Below are 18421 nucleotides of genomic sequence, written 5' to 3'. Positions count from 1 at the left end.
ATTCAGGGTCAAGCCAAATATTCTGCGGTAGCCCATCTGGCTAACTTTAATGGCTTGTCTGTTTGTTCAGAACCTTGACAATTTGAGTGGTATTTATGGCAACGATTCAACAACAGAAGATTCGGATTCGGCTGAAAGCATTTGATCGGCGGTTGTTAGACGCTTCCTGCGAAAAAATTGTTGATACTGCGAATCGCACAAATGCAACCGCGATCGGTCCAATTCCATTACCGACTAAGCGCCGGATCTATTGCGTTTTGCGTTCACCTCACGTAGATAAAGATTCGCGTGAACACTTTGAAACTCGGACGCATCATCGCATCATTGATATTTATCAACCTTCGTCTAAAACAATTGACGCATTGATGAAACTGGACTTGCCAGCAGGTGTTGATATTGAAGTTAAACTCTAGTGTGCTAACGCACCGAATGGTTGCTCATAGTTCTAGTGCTAGGACGGGATTTAAGTGGTGACAAATTAGGCGATTTCTGGGAGAAAAGATACCTCGGTTGTAGGGGTAGGTTTCGTTGAAAAGGCTGCTGCATCCGGCAAGCGATCTGCTAAACCTGCCCTTACAGGTATTTTGTTTTCTAAAAATCGCTTTAAAACCCGTTTCTAGAATTTGATCTGCAATGGACTTATCGTGTATGGGCGATCTGAAAGGTTGTCTCCGGCTTTCCTGGTTCAGCTGGGTGATCCGTGGGCATCGCGATCTGCTCCCAAAATAACTAGCACTTCTGAGGGAATCGCTCTGAGAAGTGCTTTTTCGCTGCTAATCCATACGCGAGATGGGCTAGAGTAGAACAAGAACGGCTGTCTTTACTAATTAACGAATGGCATCCTCTTCCTCGATCGCAGTCCGAGAACTTCCGTTATTTCCCCTGCCAGAAGTGGTTTTATTCCCAGGACGACCACTGCCCCTGCATATTTTTGAATTTCGCTATCGGATTATGATGAACACGATCCTGGAAACGGATCGACGATTTGGTGTCCTCATGTGGGATCAGGTGCAAGGTAAGCCAGCCGCTGTAGGATGCTGTGCTGAAATTGTTCGATTTCAACGGTTGCCAGATGATCGCATGAAGATTCAAACATTGGGGCAACAGCGGTTTCGAGTTCTGGAATATGTGCGAGAGAAGCCCTATCGGGTTGGCTTAGTTGAGTGGATCGAAGATCACCCGAGTGAGCAAGATTTACGTCCTTTGGCGGGGAATGTGGCGCAGTTGCTCCAAGATGTGGTGCGGTTATCGGCAAAACTAACGGAACAAGATATTGAATTGCCAGAAACAATGCCGGATCTGCCGCTGGAACTGTCCTACTGGATTGCCAGTAACCTGTATGGGGTAGCAGATGAGAAGCAATCGCTCTTAGAAATGCAGAATACCGCCGCCCGGTTAGAGCGAGAAGCGGAAATTTTGACTTCCACCCGCAACTATTTAGCGGCTCGGACGGTGTTGAAGGAAACTTTTACCGATCCATCGATGTAACTGGATATTGGCTGCGATCGTTAACGTGAGTCGCATTGAGACTAAGGTGCCCGTTACAAAGAGGTTGACGGGGCTGGGACAGGTTGCAGACTTGCAAAGCTCACCCTAATCAACTTGCTGGTGTGCAGTGACCGATTGATTTCATTGGACAACCACGAAGTTGATTAGATAGAGGCTGTTGAAATAGGTTTGATAAGTCGGTTAACCCAGCTTGAGGATGTCATGGGTCGCTATTCGCTAGATGATTGATAGTGTTGCGTTGTCTAGCGCACCATAATCTCCTGAGAAATTAATTGAATGAGATGCCAGACTATATTCTACTAGCGAGCAGTTAAAGCATATATTCTGTATAGTGGATCACTCCAGGGGCGAACTTAATCAAATTTTTTTAGTGATATAGGCATTTTTTAAAGTTTTAGGTTTTCTCAATCGGCTTTTCTCTATAAAAACGATTTGAGGCTATGGTTGGTATTAGCAATTTAGGGAATTTCACGTAGGTTGTTGTCTCTTACGTTCCTTGACTCACGGTAGAAATTCCCAGATGCGGTAGGTCGCTACCAATTTCAGGTAATAAGATTTATGAAAATAACGTTTGTGAATCCTGTTCCAAACTTGACAGGTGGAATGCGTGTCGTTGCCATCTATGCCAGTCTGTTACAAAAGCTTGGTCATGATGTTTGCTTAGTTGCTGTACCTCCGCCTCAACCAACGCTCAAGGAACGAATCAAATCTGTCCTAAGACGAGAGCCGTTAGTGCCAGCACAGATGCAACTGGATCACTTTGAGCGGTTAGGGCTGACCTGTCACATCCTGGAGCAACACCGACCTGTGACGACGGATGACCTGCCCGATGCTGACATTGTTATTGCAACCTGGTGGCAAACCGCCAATTGGGTCGCGAAGCTAGCTCCATCGAAGGGAGCCAAGGTTTATTATATCCAACATTATGAAACATTTGATTACTTATCTCAGGAGGCAGTAGAAGCAACCTATCGGCTGCCATTGCATAAGATTACGGTGGCGAATTGGATTCGCGATTTACTGATGCTGCGGTTTGGCGATCGCAAGGTCTGTGTTGTTCCTCCCAGTGTAGATACTCAACAGTTCTTTGCCCCAGAGCGTGATAAGCAAGTGGTGACAACGTTTGGTATGTTGTACAACACGACTACCTGGAAAGGCTGTGATATTGCACTGAAAGCGTTAGAGTTGGCGGCTCAACAAGTACCTGACCTGCGCTTGGTTGCCTTTGGATTTGGTCATCCTTTAGATGTACCCTTTCTAACGAACGTCCAATACAATCCTCATCCTCAACAACATCAACTGCGAGAGTACTACTCATCCTGTGATGCTTGGTTATTTCCGAGTCGCTATGAAGCTGTAGGTCTACCCATCTTAGAAGCGATGGCTTGTCGTACTCCAGTGATTGGCACCCCGATCGGGATTGCCCCGGAAATGCTCAGCGATGGGGCGGGGATTTTAGTCAAACCAGACGATCCAGAAGATATGGCACGGGCGATCGCCCAAATTTGTCATTGTTCTAATGCCACCTGGAAAATGATGTCTGACACGGCTTATCACAAAGTGATGAACTACACATGGGAAGATGCGGCCAGACAGTTTGAAGCGGCTTTATATCATGCGGTCGATCGGGTGAAAGTGTCCACCTAATTTTGCCATGACTTCAGGGCAAGCGGTTCTCAGGAACTTTCGGTATACTGGGCAGTGCAAGGAGACTTGAGTATCAGTATCTCCAGCAGGGATTGATCGACTGTTAAATCCACTGTGGCAAGGGCCTGGGGTCTGTCAGTGGTGCAATCCCTGCAACCGCCGATCGCAGCTAGAGGACTGAATTTGTTGTGGCAGTTGCCGTTGAAACATTATTAACTCCAGAAATTCTTCGACCCGCCCGTTATTTGGGCAATGAAATGGGGGCGGTGCATAAGCCCTGGGAGTCGGCATCGGTTCGTTGGGCGTTGACCTATCCTGAGGTTTATGAGGTAGGAGCGTCGAATTTAGGGCACTTCATCCTCTACAGCATTTTAAATGTGCAACCCCGACAGTTATGCGATCGGGCATATTTACCGGCTCCTGACTTGGCGGCAAAATTACGGGCTACCCAAACCCCTCTATTTGCCGTGGAATCCCGTCGGGGTCTAACGGACTTTGATATTTTGGGGTTCAGCCTCAGTTATGAATTAGGCGCAACTAATATTCTGGAAATGTTAGCGCTGGCGGAAATTCCGCTGACTGGGCGAGAACGGCTGGCGACCAATCGCTGGGATGTTGCTCAGGGTAGTTATCCCCTGATTTTTGCGGGTGGACAAACCGCTACTTCTAATCCGGAGCCTTACGCTGAGTTTTTTGACTTTATTGCGCTCGGGGATGGCGAGGAATTACTGCCGGAAATTGGGCTGATTGTCGAAGAAGGTAAGGTAGCAGGGTTGACCCGTGAGCAACTGCTGTTGGATTTGGCGCAGGTACCCGGAGTTTATGTGCCTCACTTTTATGACATGGCTCCGGATGGTTCTGTGCATCCCAATCATCCCGAGGTACCAGAGCGAGTGTTGCGGCGGGTCGCTACTCCCATGCCAGCCTACTCGATCGGACCTGTCCCTTATATTGAAACCATTCACGATCGCCTGACGGTGGAAATTCGGCGGGGGTGTACCCGGGGTTGTCGGTTTTGCCAACCGGGAATGCTGACCCGTCCCGCTCGGGATGTGGAACCTGAAGCGGTGATTGAAGCGATCACGGAAGGGATGCGAGCCACTGGGTATAACGAGTTTTCGCTGCTATCCCTCAGTTGTTCCGATTATCTAGCGCTACCAGCCGTTGGGATGGAGATTAAGAATCGGCTGAAGGATGAAAACGTTACCCTTTCCTTACCAAGCCAACGGGTCGATCGCTTTGATGAAAATATTGCTAACATCCTGGGTGGAAACCGACCTACGGGGATTACCTTTGCTCCGGAGGCTGGGACACAGCGCTTACGCGACATCATTAACAAAGGCTTGACCAACGAGGAACTGCTGCGGGGAGTCAAAACAGCCTATGAACAGGGATGGAGTAAGGTCAAACTCTACTTCATGATTGGCTTGCCCGGAGAGACGGATGTGGATGTGCTGGGCATTGCTGAAACGGTGCGCTGGTTACAGCGAGAATGCTGGATCAAAGGTCGCAAGCCCCTTGCCTTTAATCTGACCATTTCTAACTTTACGCCCAAACCCCATACTCCGTTTCAGTGGCATTCGGTGTCTACGGCGGAGCTAGAACGGAAACAAGCCTTGTTAAAAGCCGAGTTTCGCCGTCTTCGCGGTTTAAAGGTTAACTTCACCGATGTGCGCATTTCGGCAATGGAAGATTTTGTCGGACGGGGCGATCGCCGTTTAGCTCCGGTGATCCGACGGGCGTGGGAACTGGGGGCAGGGATGGACTCCTGGATGGAAAGCCTGGATCGGGCTTTTTCTGCTTGGACTCAGGCGATCGCGGAGGCTGACTTGACCTGGAAATATCGCCAGGTGGAACAGGGAGAATGGAATGTCTTTGCCACTCAGGACGTGGGTGACAATCGCCTAGAGTCAAGTGATTCAGAAGCTGCTCGCCCCTATCTTAGTCTGGAGATACCGCTACCCTGGGATCATCTGGATACAGGAATCGATAAACAGTGGTTGCAGGATGACTTACAACGGGCATTGGCGACGGCAACGGTGCCGGATTGCTCGTTTGATGGCTGTTCTCACTGTGGCGTGTGTGGGTTAGATTTTGGTCATAACGTTGTTGTTCCTCCCCAACCCATTCCCAGTTTTGCCGGACAGTTTCAACCGAACCAGCAACGAGTACAACGAATCCGAGTCTGGCTGGGCAAACAGGGTGACATGGCATTAGTCAGCCATCTGGATCTGATGCGGTTGTTCGATCGCGCGGTTCGGCGGGCTGCCCTACCGATCGCGTTTACGGGCGGCTTCCATCCCAATCCACGGATTATTCCAGCCAATGCCCTACCGTTAGGGGTGACCAGTTCGGGTGAGATTGTTGACTTTGAACTGACCGAGGCGATCGCAGTTACAGAGTTTCGAGAGCGGTTAGCGGCTCAACTACCGCCAAACCTACCGATCTATCAGGCGGAAGCGGTGGATATCCAGGCTCCCGCCGCCACCCAATCCCTGACGCAAGCCGAATATGTGATTACGATCGGTCTAGTTTTTTCCACGGATGATCAGGCAACTGATCCAGCCGCACCTATGTCAGAACCGACTGACTCGGACTGGCACCATTGGGTAGATACCCTATTGGCAAGCGAGGCAATTTGGATAGAACATACCACCAAATCCGGCAAGGTGCAGTCGATTAATTTGCGCGATCGGTTATTTGACCTGCAACTCGCATCAATCTCTCCTGAAGTTACATTTCGTTACATCGGTAGTTGCCGGAATGATGGTACGTTACTCCGTCCTGAACAGGTAGTACACATGTTAGAACAGGTTTCTGAGCGACCCTTACAACTCCTGAATACTCATCGCCAACGGTTAATTTTGACCGATGCTTTCCCTGTATCCATGATGGATTCGTGAATTTTAGTGGCAGAGAAATCTCTGCACGTTATAATGCTTTTCAATAGAGGCTGTTGTGGACTGGAGACTCCCAGGGATACCGCTGGATAGCTCAGTGTTTAGTATTTAGACACAGCTTACCTCAGGCTTTTTCTTTAATTCGCCAGTCTTGGTGTCCGATGAATGGGCATCTTGAATTTAAGCACTGACTGTAGTTAGTTTTACCGTCTATCACCGCACTCAACTACCTTGAGGCGGCTAGGCTCTCCCTCACCTCAAGACGGGAGTGTCCGAATCTGTCTTATGTGTAGTTCTAGGGCTTCTATCTGAACGTAATAATGTCCACCAAAGCACAGGCGGGGAGCCAGAGATGTCCTTAGTCCTCGTGATTGCTCATTCTTGAGGAAACTGAATGCCAAAGCAAATTATTATCGCAGAGCAGCATCGCATCGCTGCCGTTTTTTCCGAAGAACAAATCCAAGAATTGATTGTGGCAACGGGTAGCCATCAAGTTAGCGATATTTATCTTGGTGTAGTCGAAAATGTTTTACCTGGAATTGATGCCGCGTTTGTGAATATTGGGGATTCTGAACGCAATGGGTTTATTCATGTGAGTGACTTAGGGCCGTTAAGACTGCGGCGCACGGCGGGTTCAATTACAGAATTACTGGTGCCCCAACAAAAAGTGTTGGTGCAGGTGATGAAGGAGCCGACGGGCAACAAAGGCCCACGCCTGACCGGAAATATCTCGTTGCCGGGTCGCTATTTGGTGATGATGCCCTATAACAAAGGGGTGAATTTATCGCGCCGGATTCGGAATGAAAATGAGCGGAATCGCTTACGGGCATTGGCAATTTTGATTAAACCGGCAGGCATGGGTCTGGTCGTGCGAACCGAAGCCGAGGGGATGCCAGAGGAAGCGATTATTGAGGATCTGGAAAATCTTCAGCGGCAGTGGGAAGCGATTCTCCAGGAGGCGACATCAACGCGGGCACCAGCGCTGTTGAATCGGGATGATGATTTTATTCAACGCGTGTTGCGGGATGTCTACAGTGCCGATGTTAACCGCATTGTCGTGGATTCCCATACTGGCTTGAAACGAGTCAAGCAACAGTTAATGAACTGGGGTGGGGGCAGAATGCCGCAGGGGGTGTTTATTGATCACCACCGAGATCGGATTGCCATCCTGGAATATTTCCGAATTAATGCGGCAATTCGTGAAGCTTTGAAGCCGCGAGTAGACTTGCCCTCTGGTGGCTACATTATTATCGAGCGCACAGAAGCGTTAACGGTGATTGATGTTAACTCAGGCTCGTTTACGCGATCGGCAACCGCCCGTGAAACCGTATTGTGGACGAATTGTGAAGCGGCGACGGAAATTGCCCGCCAATTACGCCTCCGGAACATCGCTGGGGTGATTGTTGTGGACTTTATTGATATGGAGTCCCATCGAGACAAACTCCAAGTTTTGGAGCATTTCAATAAAGCACTGCGAGCTGACAAAGCCCGTCCTCAGATTGCCCAATTGTCTGAACTGGGGTTGGTAGAGCTAACCCGCAAGCGGCAGGGCAAAAATATCTATGAGTTGTTTGGGCGAACCTGTCCGCAGTGTGGTGGTTTAGGGCATTTAGGGCATCTGCCGGGTGAACCGGAGGAAAGTGTTGGGGATCTAGTTGAACGCACCGCACTGCCAGCATTCCCAGAGTATCGCCCGGTAGAACGCAATGCGGAAGGACGCGGACGGGGGCGAGAAAACCGTGAGCCTGGATTGCCCGATATTCCGGTGTCTGGTGGTTTAGTGTGGGAAGACCGCAGTTATGATGAAGAGTCACCGGATTTACAGGAGCTAACCCATCATCCGAGCTATCAAGAGATGGGAGCGAATCGTCGTCGTCGTCGTCGTCGGGTTGGGGAAGATTTGCCGCCGGGTCGGGAACAACGCCGGGGCAGTTGGGATGATAGTCGAGCATCAGGAAGTCCACTGCCGCCGCCGGAGTTGGCAACAAGTCCAGAGCTTGAACCTGATGGTGATGAGTTTGCTACGGATGATCTACCTGTGGTACGGAGTCGGCGATCGGAGCCACCAACTCGGGGTGGTCGGGGTCGCGGTCGTTCTGGGAAAACCCTTCCGCCTGCAGCAGGTAAGGAGTTTGTCCCTCCTGGACGAGAGGTAGAGCCTCTGCAAGAAAGTGCTTCTGGAGTTTCAGAACCGAGTTCATTCCCTCCGATCGAAGAAAAACGGGGACGATCGAAGCGGGATGGCAATAAGCTGCCAGCAACTCCTCCAGAGGTGGTAGCCGTAGAAATGACTCCAGAGGAGCAGGAAGTGTTTGCCTGGATGGGGGTTTCGCCCCTAGTGCTATCCAACCAGGAAGTGAAAAATCCGAAATCGGCAGTCGTTTCTGTGGTTCTGCCTGGTCAGGCTTCAACTCCACCGGCGATCGTGTCTGTTCGATCTCCCGAGGAGCCGCCGCGAGGGAGTGCGCCTCTACCGACGAGTGCTGCCTCCAGTTCTGCTGATGATACAGAGCCATCTGCTGATGAGTCTGCGGCTGAGGCAACCGGTGAACCAGACCTAACGGATAGCAATGCTGTTAATCGCCGCCGTCGTCGTCGATCGTCGGCAACGGCGCATGATTGATGCGTGAGAGGTCGTGATGCCACGCTCTACCCCTAGCCAGCAGCTTGCTATTCCAGGATTGACGGAATGGAAAGAGTCCTACCAGACGATCGCTGGAGTGGATGAGGTTGGGCGTGGTGCTCTGTTTGGCCCTGTGGTCGCTGCCGCCGTGATTCTGCCGGAGGCTGCCGTTCAGCCCTTACTGGTCGCTGGAGTGACTGATAGTAAACAACTTTCGGCAGATCAACGGACTCAACTCGCGATCCAGATTCCACAACTGGCGCTAGATTGCCGGATTGGCTATGCGTCAGTACGGGAGATCGATCGCTTAAATATCCTGCAAGCGTCGTTGCTGGCAATGAAACGCGCGATTTTGCGACTGAAGGTGCAGCCTGATCTCTGTCTGGTGGATGGTAATCAACGGATTCCTGGACTAGAGATACCCCAACAGACGATCGTCAAAGGGGATCAACGGTCTTTAGCGATCGCGGCGGCCAGTATTCTGGCTAAGGTCTGGCGGGATAGTTTGATTACCCGACTGGCAGTGAAATATCCCCAATATGATTTAGGGCGAAATAAAGGGTATGGCACACCGTCGCATCGGCTGGCTCTGAGCCAATATGGGGCATCCTGCTACCATCGTCGCTCGTTTAGTCCTTGCCGATCGCCTGACCTATCCTCCTATCCGGCTGAGGAGCTTAATGTTGGCTCAAAGCTAGTGTGATGGATCAAAGAGGGATCTGGTCAAGTGCTGGGTCAGGTTGATCAGGCGATCGGACTGTTTGGCGATAACCGACGGACTGGAACCGGTGATTCGGTCGCTGGGTGAGAACCAGCCCACTCCTGGTAATCAACTAAGAGTTGGTGCATCAAACGTTGTTTAATCGTCAGGAGTACGCTTTTTAGTAGACCATTCCCCGTCGTTTCTAGAATGGGTTTGGGCGTAAACATCAGGGGAGGGGGCATTTCTACCGTAACTTCCAGATCGGCTTTGCCAACAAGATAAGTGGTTTGCTTTAACTGCCGTGGCTGCAATTTGCCGACTAAATTCAAGGCAAATCGTTGGTTGATGTATTCAATGCCGCGAATTTCACAACGGACGGAACGGAGGTGGACTGTGCCGTCGGGTTCTGCCCAGACTTGTAAGTCCACGATCGGCTGAAGACTGACCATCATGAAAGATAGCGGTCGCATTTTCAGGCGAAACACTTCTTCACCTAATGGCTCAATCCGGCTAGAAGCCGCCAGGGCATTCACCAAGCGATGCGGTTGGCGAAGGTAGTGCTGAATTGGAATTGGTTGTTCAGCTACCGGAAGTTCAACGGATTGAGAGGCAGTAAAACGAGTATCCATCTGAGGAGCTAAGTAGGAATAAACGGCAACCGGACAATTAGCAACTATGACTAACTTTAAACAATTGTTACAAATATGAAGAGGATTGTGTTTAAGTAAAAATACTATACACCGCTAAGGTTACGACTTTTCGGGATTTTATGCTTGGGTAGGTCGATGCTCGACAGGGTTCAATTCCTGCGGGGGAGTCGATTGCCGAAGACCAACGGTTGATCAATTGACTGAGCTGCTGAAGGCAACTGGTTTGGGAATCATGACACGATGTGAACAATCTGAGAAGTGCTAGGGCTGAACACGGTTTAATCGTATCGTAGGGTGACTTGCAGATTGGGGAGATTATGACTGTATCGATCGCACATTTAGGACCCTCTGGTACTAATGCCGAAACGGCGGCAGTTCAGTATGCCAACTGGTTAAAGCAAGCCTCTGGACAGGATACGGTGTTATGTCCCTGTCCCAGTATTACTCGCACTCTGCAAGTGGTGGCTCAAGGACAGGTGGATGTGGCAGTGGTTCCGGTAGAGAACTCGATCGAGGGGAGTGTGACGACGACTCTGGATACCCTGTGGCAATTGGATCAGTTGCAGATTCAGGGGCAACTGGTATTACCCATTTTTCATGCCCTGATTGCTTATACGGAATCATTAACGGATATTCAAACGGTGTATTCGCACCCGCAAGCGTTGGCACAATGTCAGGTGTGGCTAGAAACGTCCCTGCCAGGAGCGCAACTGATTGCTGTGAATTCAACGGCGGAAGCCGTACAACGGTTGGCACAGGAACCGACGGCGGCAGCAGTAGCTTCGGAACGGGCGGCTCAACTTTACAACGTGCCAGTTTTAACCAGTCCAATCAATGACCATCCAGATAATTGCACTCGGTTTTGGGTGCTGAGTCTACAACCATCACCCGGTGGTGCTTATACGTCTTTAGCCTTTAGTGTGCATGACACACCGGGAGCATTAGTCAAACCCTTACAGGTATTTGCCGATCGTTCAATCAATCTGACTCGGATTGAATCCCGTCCAACGAAGCGATCGTTAGGAGATTATCTATTTTTCATCGATTTAGAGGCTGATGCCCATAGTCCGGCGGTTCAAGAGGCGCTGGAAGATCTCAAACAGCACTACACAGAAACCCTCAAGGTGTTTGGTAGCTACAACATCTTGCCGGCCTCCTGACCAGCCAGTCAATTGACCTATGATTGAGAACTGCTGACTGGTGAAAGGTCGCCCGGTTAACAAGAGAGTTGACGATTAGAGATGGCTAGCAACGGTTGCTTGGCTAATGCCTAAAAACTCGCGGATATGCTGGAGATAGGTCGGGGCATCTTCCAACATGGGGAAGTGAGCCGTGTCGGGAATGACGACGTACTCAATACGATCGTTAAGCTCCGCCGCTTGCCGACCCATTTCAGCCGGGATGATAATATCGCGATCGCCAGAGACAAGTAGGGTAGGAACAGTAATGCGAGCAAATTCCTGCGGCATGATCTCTGTTGCTTTTTTGCTGACGGAGGTAAAAATGGTTCCTAAGGCTGATTCATAGTCCGCCATCAAAAAGTCATCCAGAAAGGCGCGGCTAATGTCGCGAGATAAGGGACGGTGGAGAAACCGCTTCATAAACAGTCTGTCCATGTAAGGCAACCCATATAGCCATCGAGGACGAAACTTAACGACATAACCGCCGAATTTATAGAAGGCATTAAAGGCTTTTTCGTCGTATACAAAAATGCCGTTGCAGGTGAGGATAGCTCGTTCTACCCGTTCGGGATACAAATTGAGAAAAAAGACGGCAACGGAGGCTCCCATCGAATGGGCATTCAGATAAATCCGTTGGATCCCTAACGCATCCAATAATCCTGCCAGATCCTCGGCATAGCTATCTAACTCGTAACTGAGGGGATCCGCCATGACAGAGGTAACGAGGGCTGGAGATTGGGTCGCTGCTGGATTGGATCGTTGCGATCGCCCAAAGCCCCGCATGTCATAGAGTAAGCAGTCAAAGCTATCGGCAATTGCCCGAGCCGTACTCTCCCAGTAGCGGGCTGAACCACCCCAACCATGCTGAAAGACCATGACTGGCTTACCGGTTGGTTCTGAGGTTTTATCTGCGGTAATCCATTCGTAATAATGGTTGAACCCACGCACCTGAATACACGCCATAATGCTCCCACTTGATTCCAATGCTTAGACCCCAAAAACATTGTAGAGACGCGATCGCTCACGTCCCTACAGTGTTCAAATTCGTTAATAAATGGATGGTCAGCGAATTAAGCCGATTCCGGTTTAGGAATGGAGGATGGATGCATCAATAGTTCAGCCGTCGATCGCTTCTCAACCATTTCGCGGGTAATGGTGCAGCGAGTCACATCCTTGCGGGAGGGCAACTCGTACATCACATCCAGCATTAGCTCTTCCACAATACTGCGGAGTGCCCGCGCTCCTGTCTTGCGGCGATAGGCTTCCTGGGCGATCGCCCGTACCGCATCGTGACGAAACTCGAGAATCACATTGTCCATCTTCAGCAGTTTTTGATACTGCTTCACCAGAGCACTCTTCGGTTCAGTCAAGATTGCCGTCAGGGCATCTTCATCCAAGGGGTTGACGACTGCCATAACGGGAACCCGCCCAATGAATTCAGGAATCATGCCAAACTTCACCAGATCATCTGGTTCCAGATGCTTCAGGACATCGGCAGCGCGTTTTTCCTTGGATTGGGTATCTCCCGGTTGAATAAACCCGATCGACTTTTTGCCAATCCGTTGCTCGATCGCTTTGTCTAAGCCGACAAATGCCCCACCACAAATAAACAAGATATTGCTGGTGTCGATCTGGATGCAGTCTTGATAGGGATGTTTCCGACCGCCCTGAGGTGGCACATTGGCGATCGTCCCTTCCAGCATTTTCAGTAAGGCCTGTTGTACGCCCTCACCGGAAACATCGCGGGTAATCGATGGATTTTCACTCTTGCGAGCAATCTTGTCGATCTCGTCAATGTAGATGATGCCGCGTTGAGCCTCTTCCACATCCAGATCAGCGACCTGGAGCAGTCGTAGCAAGATGTTTTCCACATCTTCGCCGACGTAGCCTGCTTCCGTCAGGGTAGTGGCATCCGCAACGGCAAATGGGACATCCAGAATTTCTGCCAGGGTTTGAGCCAGTAGAGTTTTACCGCAACCTGTCGGTCCAATCAGTAAAATATTGGACTTTTGAAGCTCAACAACATCATCTGGCGAGACTTTACCGCTGCCTTTTGCCTGGATAAAACTCAACCGCTTGTAATGGTTGTAAACCGCCACAGAGAGGATTTTCTTGGCATCATCCTGCCCAATCACATGTTCATCCAGATATTTTTTGATTTCTCTGGGCTTGGGAATTTGACTGAGAGAAATGTTCGCCGATCGTGACTTGCGTTTTTCCGAGGATTGCTCCCGCCGAGGCACAGGCTGAGGAGCTGTCGCACTGGAATCAAACAATTCCTCGTCTAGAATCTCGTTACATAAGTCAACACATTCGTCACAAATGTAGACTCCCGGTCCAGCAATCAACTTACGAACTTGCTCCTGAGACTTGCCACAGAAGGAACATTTGAGGTGGGAGTCGTACTTAGACATATCTGCCTCTTACTTAATTGCTGTAACAGCTTCTCCCGTCTTGGGAAGATTATGTTTGGAAATGACCTGATCAATCAACCCATAGTCCTTGGCTTCGACAGCGGACATGAAGAAATCACGTTCCGTATCTGCCTCAATCCGTTCAAACGGTTGCCCAGAATGATAAGACAGTAGCTCATTCAGTGTCCGCTTGTGATAAAGAATTTCTTTAGCCTGAATCTCGATATCCACGGCTTGCCCTTGGGCACCTCCGAGAGGTTGGTGGATCATAATTCGAGAATTAGGCAAAGACATCCGTTTACCATGAGTTCCGGCGGTCAGCAAGAAGGCCCCCATACTGGCAGCCAACCCAAAGCAAATTGTAACGATATCACAGCGAACTTGCTGCATCGTGTCATAAATTGCCATACCGGCTGTGACAGAGCCACCCGGAGAGTTGATGTAAAGCTGAATATCTTTTTCAGGATCTTCGGCTTCCAGGAATAAAAGCTGCGCCACGATCGAATCAGCTACGGCATCATCGATCGGTGTTCCTAGAAACACAATCCGCTCTCTCAGCAGCCGTGAGTAGATGTCAAAGGCACGCTCTCCTCGACCTGCCTGTTCCACGACCATTGGAATCATACTAGCGGGGCTAGGTGAACCAATGTCCAGGGAATTCTGGCTGTGAATCGAATAGTCAGATGAACTGGATAAAAACATAGTGGAGTCGGTCATGGAATGTCGCCGTGGTTCGGGTGTACTGAGTGGTTGCGGTATACCGGGAATATGCGGCGATCGTACTCTTCTATCCAAATTATGCCTCAACTCATCTTGGTCTGGGGGCTGCTGAGCAGGAATCTGTGTCGTCATTTTAGCCTTGGATGACGCTGCTCTGGCAAGCCTACTGAGCAGAGACTTTGCCAGAAATGGCTCCAAGGCTTATTCGTCTGAAGCCGATGAGGATTTTGTTTTGCTAGTTTTACGAGACTTCGTGGCTTTTCCAGAGGCGGTCGCCTCGGAGGATTCTGGGGCTTCAGCCGCAGGCTCAGGGCTGGCAGAGGTCTTCTTCGCTTTGGACTTAGATTTAGTTGTTGGAGACTCAGCCGTACCAGTTTCCTCTGCCGCTTCAGGCTCAACTACTTCAGTCGCCTCAACGGTAATTGTCGTTTCTGTTGCCGTGTCGATCGACGATTCTGCCTCAGAAACTTCTTCTAACTCTGCCGCTTCAAGGTCTTCAGCCTCTTCGGTTGGCTGCGCTAGGCTCCCTTCCGGCACCAGCTCAATATTGGTATGTTCAATTAACCAGTTGACCACCTTTTCCCGCAGGAGATCATCTTCAATCACGGTGTGTAGGCGCTCCTCATCCAGATTTCGCCGCTCTTGTTCGGATACCTCTTCTAAAAGCTCTGTGATTTTGGCAGAAACTTCTTCAGGGGTCACTTGGATTGACTCCTGCTTGGCAACTTCACCCAGGGCTAGAGTCCGTTTAATCCGATCGATCGCATCGGGACGCGATCTCTCTTTGAACATGGGAATGGTGTTCTGGTTGAACAGTTGCTTGATGTCGATGCCCTGATTCTGCAATTGCATCGCCGTCTGGTTAAGGATATAGGTTAACTCGCGATCTACCAGAGTTTCTGGCAGTTCCACCTCAATATGCTTGAGCAGTTCATTTAGGATGGCTTGCTCCTGGTTGGCTTTAGTTTTGTCCTCAGCCTCTTTATTGAAGCGAGTTTCTAGAGCTTCCCGTAGCTCTGCTAGGGTTTGGTACTCATCCTTGCTGGCATCCTGGGCAAAATCATCATCCAGTTCTGGCAGTTCTTTTTCCTTCAGTTCTTTCAACGTAATTGTGAAAATCACGTTTTTCCCAGCCAGATCTTCCTGCGGATACTCTTCTGGGAACTGCAACTGAAGTTCTTTGATATCACCGGGATTCATGCCGACAATCCCTTCCACAAAGCCAGGAATAAAGCGACTTTCTGCCAGTTCCACCTGGAAATCTTGAGCCTGCCCACCGGGAAACTCCTCAGGTTCGGCATCCGGATCCTCTCCTGGTAATGCGCCCTTAAAGTCGATCACGGCAACATCTTGCATTTGCGCCGATCGTCCTTCAACTGGAACCAACGTTGCCATTTGTTCCCGATACTGTTCCAGCAATTTATCGACACGCTCTGGATCCGGTTTCACTTCTTCCGCTTGTACCGACAGATTGGCATATTGCTTCAATGTGACTTCTGGTGGCACATCGACGGATGCCGAAAAGGTTAATGCCTGACCTGGATCAAATTGTTGGACTAGCTCTTCAAAGGTGGAACGGAGTTGGAAGTTGCCCAGAGCATCAATTTTTTCCTGTTGGATGGCTGCCTTCAGGCTGCTGTCGATTAACTCCTCGACGACAGTGGCCTTGATATAGTTGGAGCCAAACCGCTGAATCAACACTTGTCGGGGTACTTTGCCCTTGCGAAACCCAGGAATATTGGCAGAACGGGTGAGCTTTTGGATCACCTGCTCATAAGCTTTTTTGGACATTTCGGGCGTGATTTCGATTTCCAAGCCAAGTTGGCTGGCGGGAAGTTTTTCCTGGGTAACTTTCATCGGTGTTATCGTGATCCAGTTGCGTGGGCAGTGAGGAGGGAAAACCTACTCTAGAAAGAGTTTTAGAGGCAAAGCGGACATGTCCATTGGTTGGGCACGTCCGCATCACCGCAATTAGCTATAGTAACTGATCATGATTCCGCTTGGATGGTTCTTTTAGGGGAATCTTTAGATTAGTGGGTAGCTTGCCTCAGGACGGGGCGGATAGCCAATGCCCAAATTCAGCTTTGAAGCGACCCTGGAAGATCGCCGATCGAATTCGTTGGGTAAATTGGACTAACTCAGTGATGTTATGGATCGAGAGTAGCGTGTAGGCTAATAGCTCCTGCGATCGTAGTAAATGGCTAATATAGGCGCGAGTAAAGTTTTGACAGGTATAACAGGAACAGTTGTCATCTAATGGCGTAAAATCCTGACGAAACCGCGCATTTTTGAGATTCCAGCGTTCTCCGCCAACGATCGCGTTGCCATGTCGAGCGAGCCGGGTGGGAATTACACAATCAAATAAATCGACTCCGGCGGCGATCGCCTGCACAATTTCCCGGTGAGTACCGACTCCCATTAGGTAACGCGGTTTTTCCGGGGGTAGGGCTGGAGCCGTGGCTGTAACAATCTGTTCAATTAGTTCCGGTGGTTCGCCGACGCTGACTCCCCCGATCGCATATCCCGGCAAGTTCAGATCGGCGAGTTGTTCGGCGGCAGTGCGCCGTAAATCGGGATAAACCCCCCCTTGCACGATGCCAAATAGGGCTTGATCCGATCGCTCATGGGCTTGAATACAGCGTTTCAGCCAGCGATAGGTGCGCTCTGTGGCTTCAATTACGGCTTCGCGGCTCGCCGGATAGGGGGGACATTCATCAAATGCCATGATCACATCGGCACCCAGGGCATTTTGGATCGCGATCGATTTTTCGGGGGTCAGATGAATCAGTTGACCGTCCCGGGGTGAGCGGAAGGTCACACCTTCATCGGAGATCGATCGCAGGTCACTCAGGCTAAAGACCTGAAAGCCGCCGGAATCGGTCAAAATGGGTTGCTGCCAAGCCATAAATCGATGCAGCCCACCGGCTTGAGCCACAATGTCTTCTCCGGGCTGCAAGTGCAAATGGTAAGTGTTGGCTAGCACCATCTGCGCCCCGGTTGCCTGGAGTTGCCCTGGGGTGACGGTTTTGACATTGGCTAGCGTCCCCACGGGCATAAACCGGGGTGTTTCGACCTGTCCGTGGGGGGTGAAAAAGACTCCAGCCCTAGCGTTTGTATCACAGCAAAGGGCTTGACATTCAAACCGAAATTTGGTACTCAATGTTAGCTACGACAATTGCCACAAAAAATCCATTGTCGCATTTCTGGGCAGACAGTGGGTTAGCTGACCCAGGAGGAGCAATCTCTAAAACGAAAAGTGTTCTTCGTCGTCAATTTGGACATCCCAACTGGCGGAAAGCACTTCAGCCACCACCGCTTCTAACGCCGCTACGTTTAAACTGCGATTGTGTTGTTCTTGGAGCGGATTAGATTGGGGGATGAGCCGTAACTGGCGACCGTCTTGAATCAAATCGAACCAGGGTTCCTGGGTATCGGATTGACCTAATTCAAGATAGTCAAAACTTTGAACGTTCAGGTACAACGTATGATTTGCTACCAGGGTCGATCGCTTCGGATCGGCGAAGACTTCCAAAACATAGCCTTCCCCCTGACTCGTCATCACTCCATCCTGAGTATGGATGTAGCGAACACGGTTTAAGTCCGCGAGAAGCCGCTGCATATCTTGCTTGTCCACGATTGTTCCAGTATCGACAATGCAAGGTGCTGGCAATTGCTTGCTACCGGGAGTTTGATTATGACTCATGGAGAGAAAGCCTCTGGTCTAAACGAGCCTGAATTTGAATGCAAAAGCATCGCTGACGAATGTCAGTAACACTCGGCGGAGAACTTGGGAATAGATTAAGAATGCATATAGAGTGAGGGCTGCTCAGGAACTTTTGGAAGAGAGAATGATTCCTGTAAATGGTTTATCTTCAATCATGCCTGATACGTCAGACGATAAAGGTTAGAGGAGTCACAGAACTGAGAAGATGCCTCTACAGGTCAGTAGCCCATGAGACAATTCTATACCAAGATCTCTGGCTGACAGTCGATCAAATTATTCCAGTTCGATCGGGAAATTTTGGACTAATTGGGATCGATGGGTGATCCCCTGGAAGATCACACAAATATGCC

The 18421-nt window shown here is 50.0% G+C and carries 14 protein-coding genes; 7 read left to right on the top strand and 7 right to left on the bottom strand.

Annotated elements, in window-relative coordinates:
* Positions 1-95: 95 nt before the first annotated feature.
* The 6 genes from rpsJ to ACN4EK_RS21155 all read left to right on the top strand — a co-directional run bounded on the left by rpsJ (position 96) and on the right by ACN4EK_RS21155 (position 9382).
* Positions 96-413, top strand: coding sequence for a 30S ribosomal protein S10 (gene rpsJ / locus ACN4EK_RS21180; protein ID WP_431660188.1), 318 nt, complete (start codon positions 96-98; stop codon positions 411-413).
* A gap of 421 nt (positions 414-834) precedes the next feature.
* Positions 835-1488 (top strand): LON peptidase substrate-binding domain-containing protein, encoded by a 654-nt coding sequence (locus ACN4EK_RS21175; RefSeq protein ID WP_431660187.1) that lies wholly within the window; start codon positions 835-837, stop codon positions 1486-1488.
* Between the two features lie 579 nt (positions 1489-2067).
* Positions 2068-3156 (top strand): glycosyltransferase family 4 protein, encoded by a 1089-nt coding sequence (locus ACN4EK_RS21170; protein ID WP_431660186.1) that lies wholly within the window; start codon positions 2068-2070, stop codon positions 3154-3156.
* A gap of 188 nt (positions 3157-3344) precedes the next feature.
* Positions 3345-6059 carry a TIGR03960 family B12-binding radical SAM protein gene (locus ACN4EK_RS21165; RefSeq protein WP_431660185.1) on the top strand — a complete coding sequence of 905 codons (2715 nt, stop codon included), beginning with the start codon at positions 3345-3347 and terminating at the stop codon, positions 6057-6059.
* A gap of 391 nt (positions 6060-6450) precedes the next feature.
* Positions 6451-8679: a ribonuclease E gene (gene rne, locus ACN4EK_RS21160; protein WP_431660184.1), complete on the top strand. Its 2229-nt coding sequence runs from the start codon at positions 6451-6453 to the stop codon at positions 8677-8679.
* Positions 8680-8695: 16 nt separating this feature from the next.
* A complete protein-coding gene (locus ACN4EK_RS21155) occupies positions 8696-9382 on the top strand; it encodes a ribonuclease HII (protein WP_431660183.1) in 687 nt (228 codons plus the stop codon).
* Between the two features lie 41 nt (positions 9383-9423).
* Here ACN4EK_RS21155 and ACN4EK_RS21150 read toward each other — a convergent pair whose 3' ends face one another.
* Positions 9424-10011, bottom strand: coding sequence for a DUF1997 domain-containing protein (locus tag ACN4EK_RS21150; RefSeq protein ID WP_431660182.1), 588 nt, complete (start codon positions 10009-10011; stop codon positions 9424-9426).
* Between the two features lie 338 nt (positions 10012-10349).
* Here ACN4EK_RS21150 and pheA point away from each other — a divergent pair, with 338 nt between their 5' ends.
* A complete protein-coding gene (gene pheA, locus ACN4EK_RS21145) occupies positions 10350-11192 on the top strand; it encodes a prephenate dehydratase (protein ID WP_431660181.1) in 843 nt (280 codons plus the stop codon).
* Positions 11193-11267: 75 nt separating this feature from the next.
* Here the strand turns inward: pheA and ACN4EK_RS21140 are convergent, their stop codons facing one another.
* The 6 genes from ACN4EK_RS21140 to ACN4EK_RS21115 form a co-directional block, all read right to left on the bottom strand.
* Complete coding sequence (locus ACN4EK_RS21140; protein WP_431660180.1) at positions 11268-12176, bottom strand: alpha/beta fold hydrolase; 909 nt, start codon at positions 12174-12176, stop codon at positions 11268-11270.
* Between the two features lie 107 nt (positions 12177-12283).
* Positions 12284-13627, bottom strand: a complete 1344-nt coding sequence (clpX, locus tag ACN4EK_RS21135; protein ID WP_431660179.1) for an ATP-dependent protease ATP-binding subunit ClpX — start codon at positions 13625-13627, stop codon at positions 12284-12286.
* A 9-nt stretch (positions 13628-13636) separates the two neighbouring features.
* Entirely contained in the window at positions 13637-14251 is a 615-nt protein-coding gene (gene clpP, locus ACN4EK_RS21130; protein WP_431660198.1) for an ATP-dependent Clp endopeptidase proteolytic subunit ClpP, read from the bottom strand.
* A 297-nt stretch (positions 14252-14548) separates the two neighbouring features.
* Complete coding sequence (gene tig / locus ACN4EK_RS21125) at positions 14549-16204, bottom strand: trigger factor (RefSeq protein ID WP_431660178.1); 1656 nt, start codon at positions 16202-16204, stop codon at positions 14549-14551.
* A gap of 190 nt (positions 16205-16394) precedes the next feature.
* The gene (gene tgt / locus ACN4EK_RS21120; RefSeq protein ID WP_431660177.1) at positions 16395-17507 is read right to left on the bottom strand and encodes a tRNA guanosine(34) transglycosylase Tgt; all 1113 of its coding nucleotides are present in this window, start codon (positions 17505-17507) and stop codon (positions 16395-16397) included.
* Between the two features lie 84 nt (positions 17508-17591).
* Positions 17592-18050 (bottom strand): hypothetical protein, encoded by a 459-nt coding sequence (locus ACN4EK_RS21115; RefSeq protein WP_431660176.1) that lies wholly within the window; start codon positions 18048-18050, stop codon positions 17592-17594.
* Positions 18051-18421: the final 371 nt, after the last annotated feature.

Source organism: Pantanalinema rosaneae CENA516, from assembly GCF_050753385.1.
GTDB lineage: Bacteria > Cyanobacteriota > Cyanobacteriia > Leptolyngbyales > Leptolyngbyaceae > Pantanalinema > Pantanalinema rosaneae.
Note: the sequence above shows the minus strand (reverse complement) of the source record. Positions and strands in the feature narration are given on the sequence as shown.

What these genes read in the sequence shown, in the direction of transcription:
- clpP (WP_431660198.1), bottom strand. Translation starts at nt 14,251, where the DNA reads ATGATTCCAATGGTCGTGGAACAGGCAGGTCGAGGAGAGCGTGCCTTT.
- clpX (WP_431660179.1), bottom strand. Translation starts at nt 13,627, where the DNA reads ATGTCTAAGTACGACTCCCACCTCAAATGTTCCTTCTGTGGCAAGTCT.
- ACN4EK_RS21170 (WP_431660186.1), top strand. Translation starts at nt 2,068, where the DNA reads ATGAAAATAACGTTTGTGAATCCTGTTCCAAACTTGACAGGTGGAATG.
- rpsJ (WP_431660188.1), top strand. Translation starts at nt 96, where the DNA reads ATGGCAACGATTCAACAACAGAAGATTCGGATTCGGCTGAAAGCATTT.
- rne (WP_431660184.1), top strand. Translation starts at nt 6,451, where the DNA reads ATGCCAAAGCAAATTATTATCGCAGAGCAGCATCGCATCGCTGCCGTT.
- ACN4EK_RS21115 (WP_431660176.1), bottom strand. Translation starts at nt 18,050, where the DNA reads ATGAGTCATAATCAAACTCCCGGTAGCAAGCAATTGCCAGCACCTTGC.
- pheA (WP_431660181.1), top strand. Translation starts at nt 10,350, where the DNA reads ATGACTGTATCGATCGCACATTTAGGACCCTCTGGTACTAATGCCGAA.
- tig (WP_431660178.1), bottom strand. Translation starts at nt 16,204, where the DNA reads ATGAAAGTTACCCAGGAAAAACTTCCCGCCAGCCAACTTGGCTTGGAA.
- ACN4EK_RS21150 (WP_431660182.1), bottom strand. Translation starts at nt 10,011, where the DNA reads ATGGATACTCGTTTTACTGCCTCTCAATCCGTTGAACTTCCGGTAGCT.
- ACN4EK_RS21175 (WP_431660187.1), top strand. Translation starts at nt 835, where the DNA reads ATGGCATCCTCTTCCTCGATCGCAGTCCGAGAACTTCCGTTATTTCCC.
- ACN4EK_RS21155 (WP_431660183.1), top strand. Translation starts at nt 8,696, where the DNA reads ATGCCACGCTCTACCCCTAGCCAGCAGCTTGCTATTCCAGGATTGACG.
- ACN4EK_RS21140 (WP_431660180.1), bottom strand. Translation starts at nt 12,176, where the DNA reads ATGGCGTGTATTCAGGTGCGTGGGTTCAACCATTATTACGAATGGATT.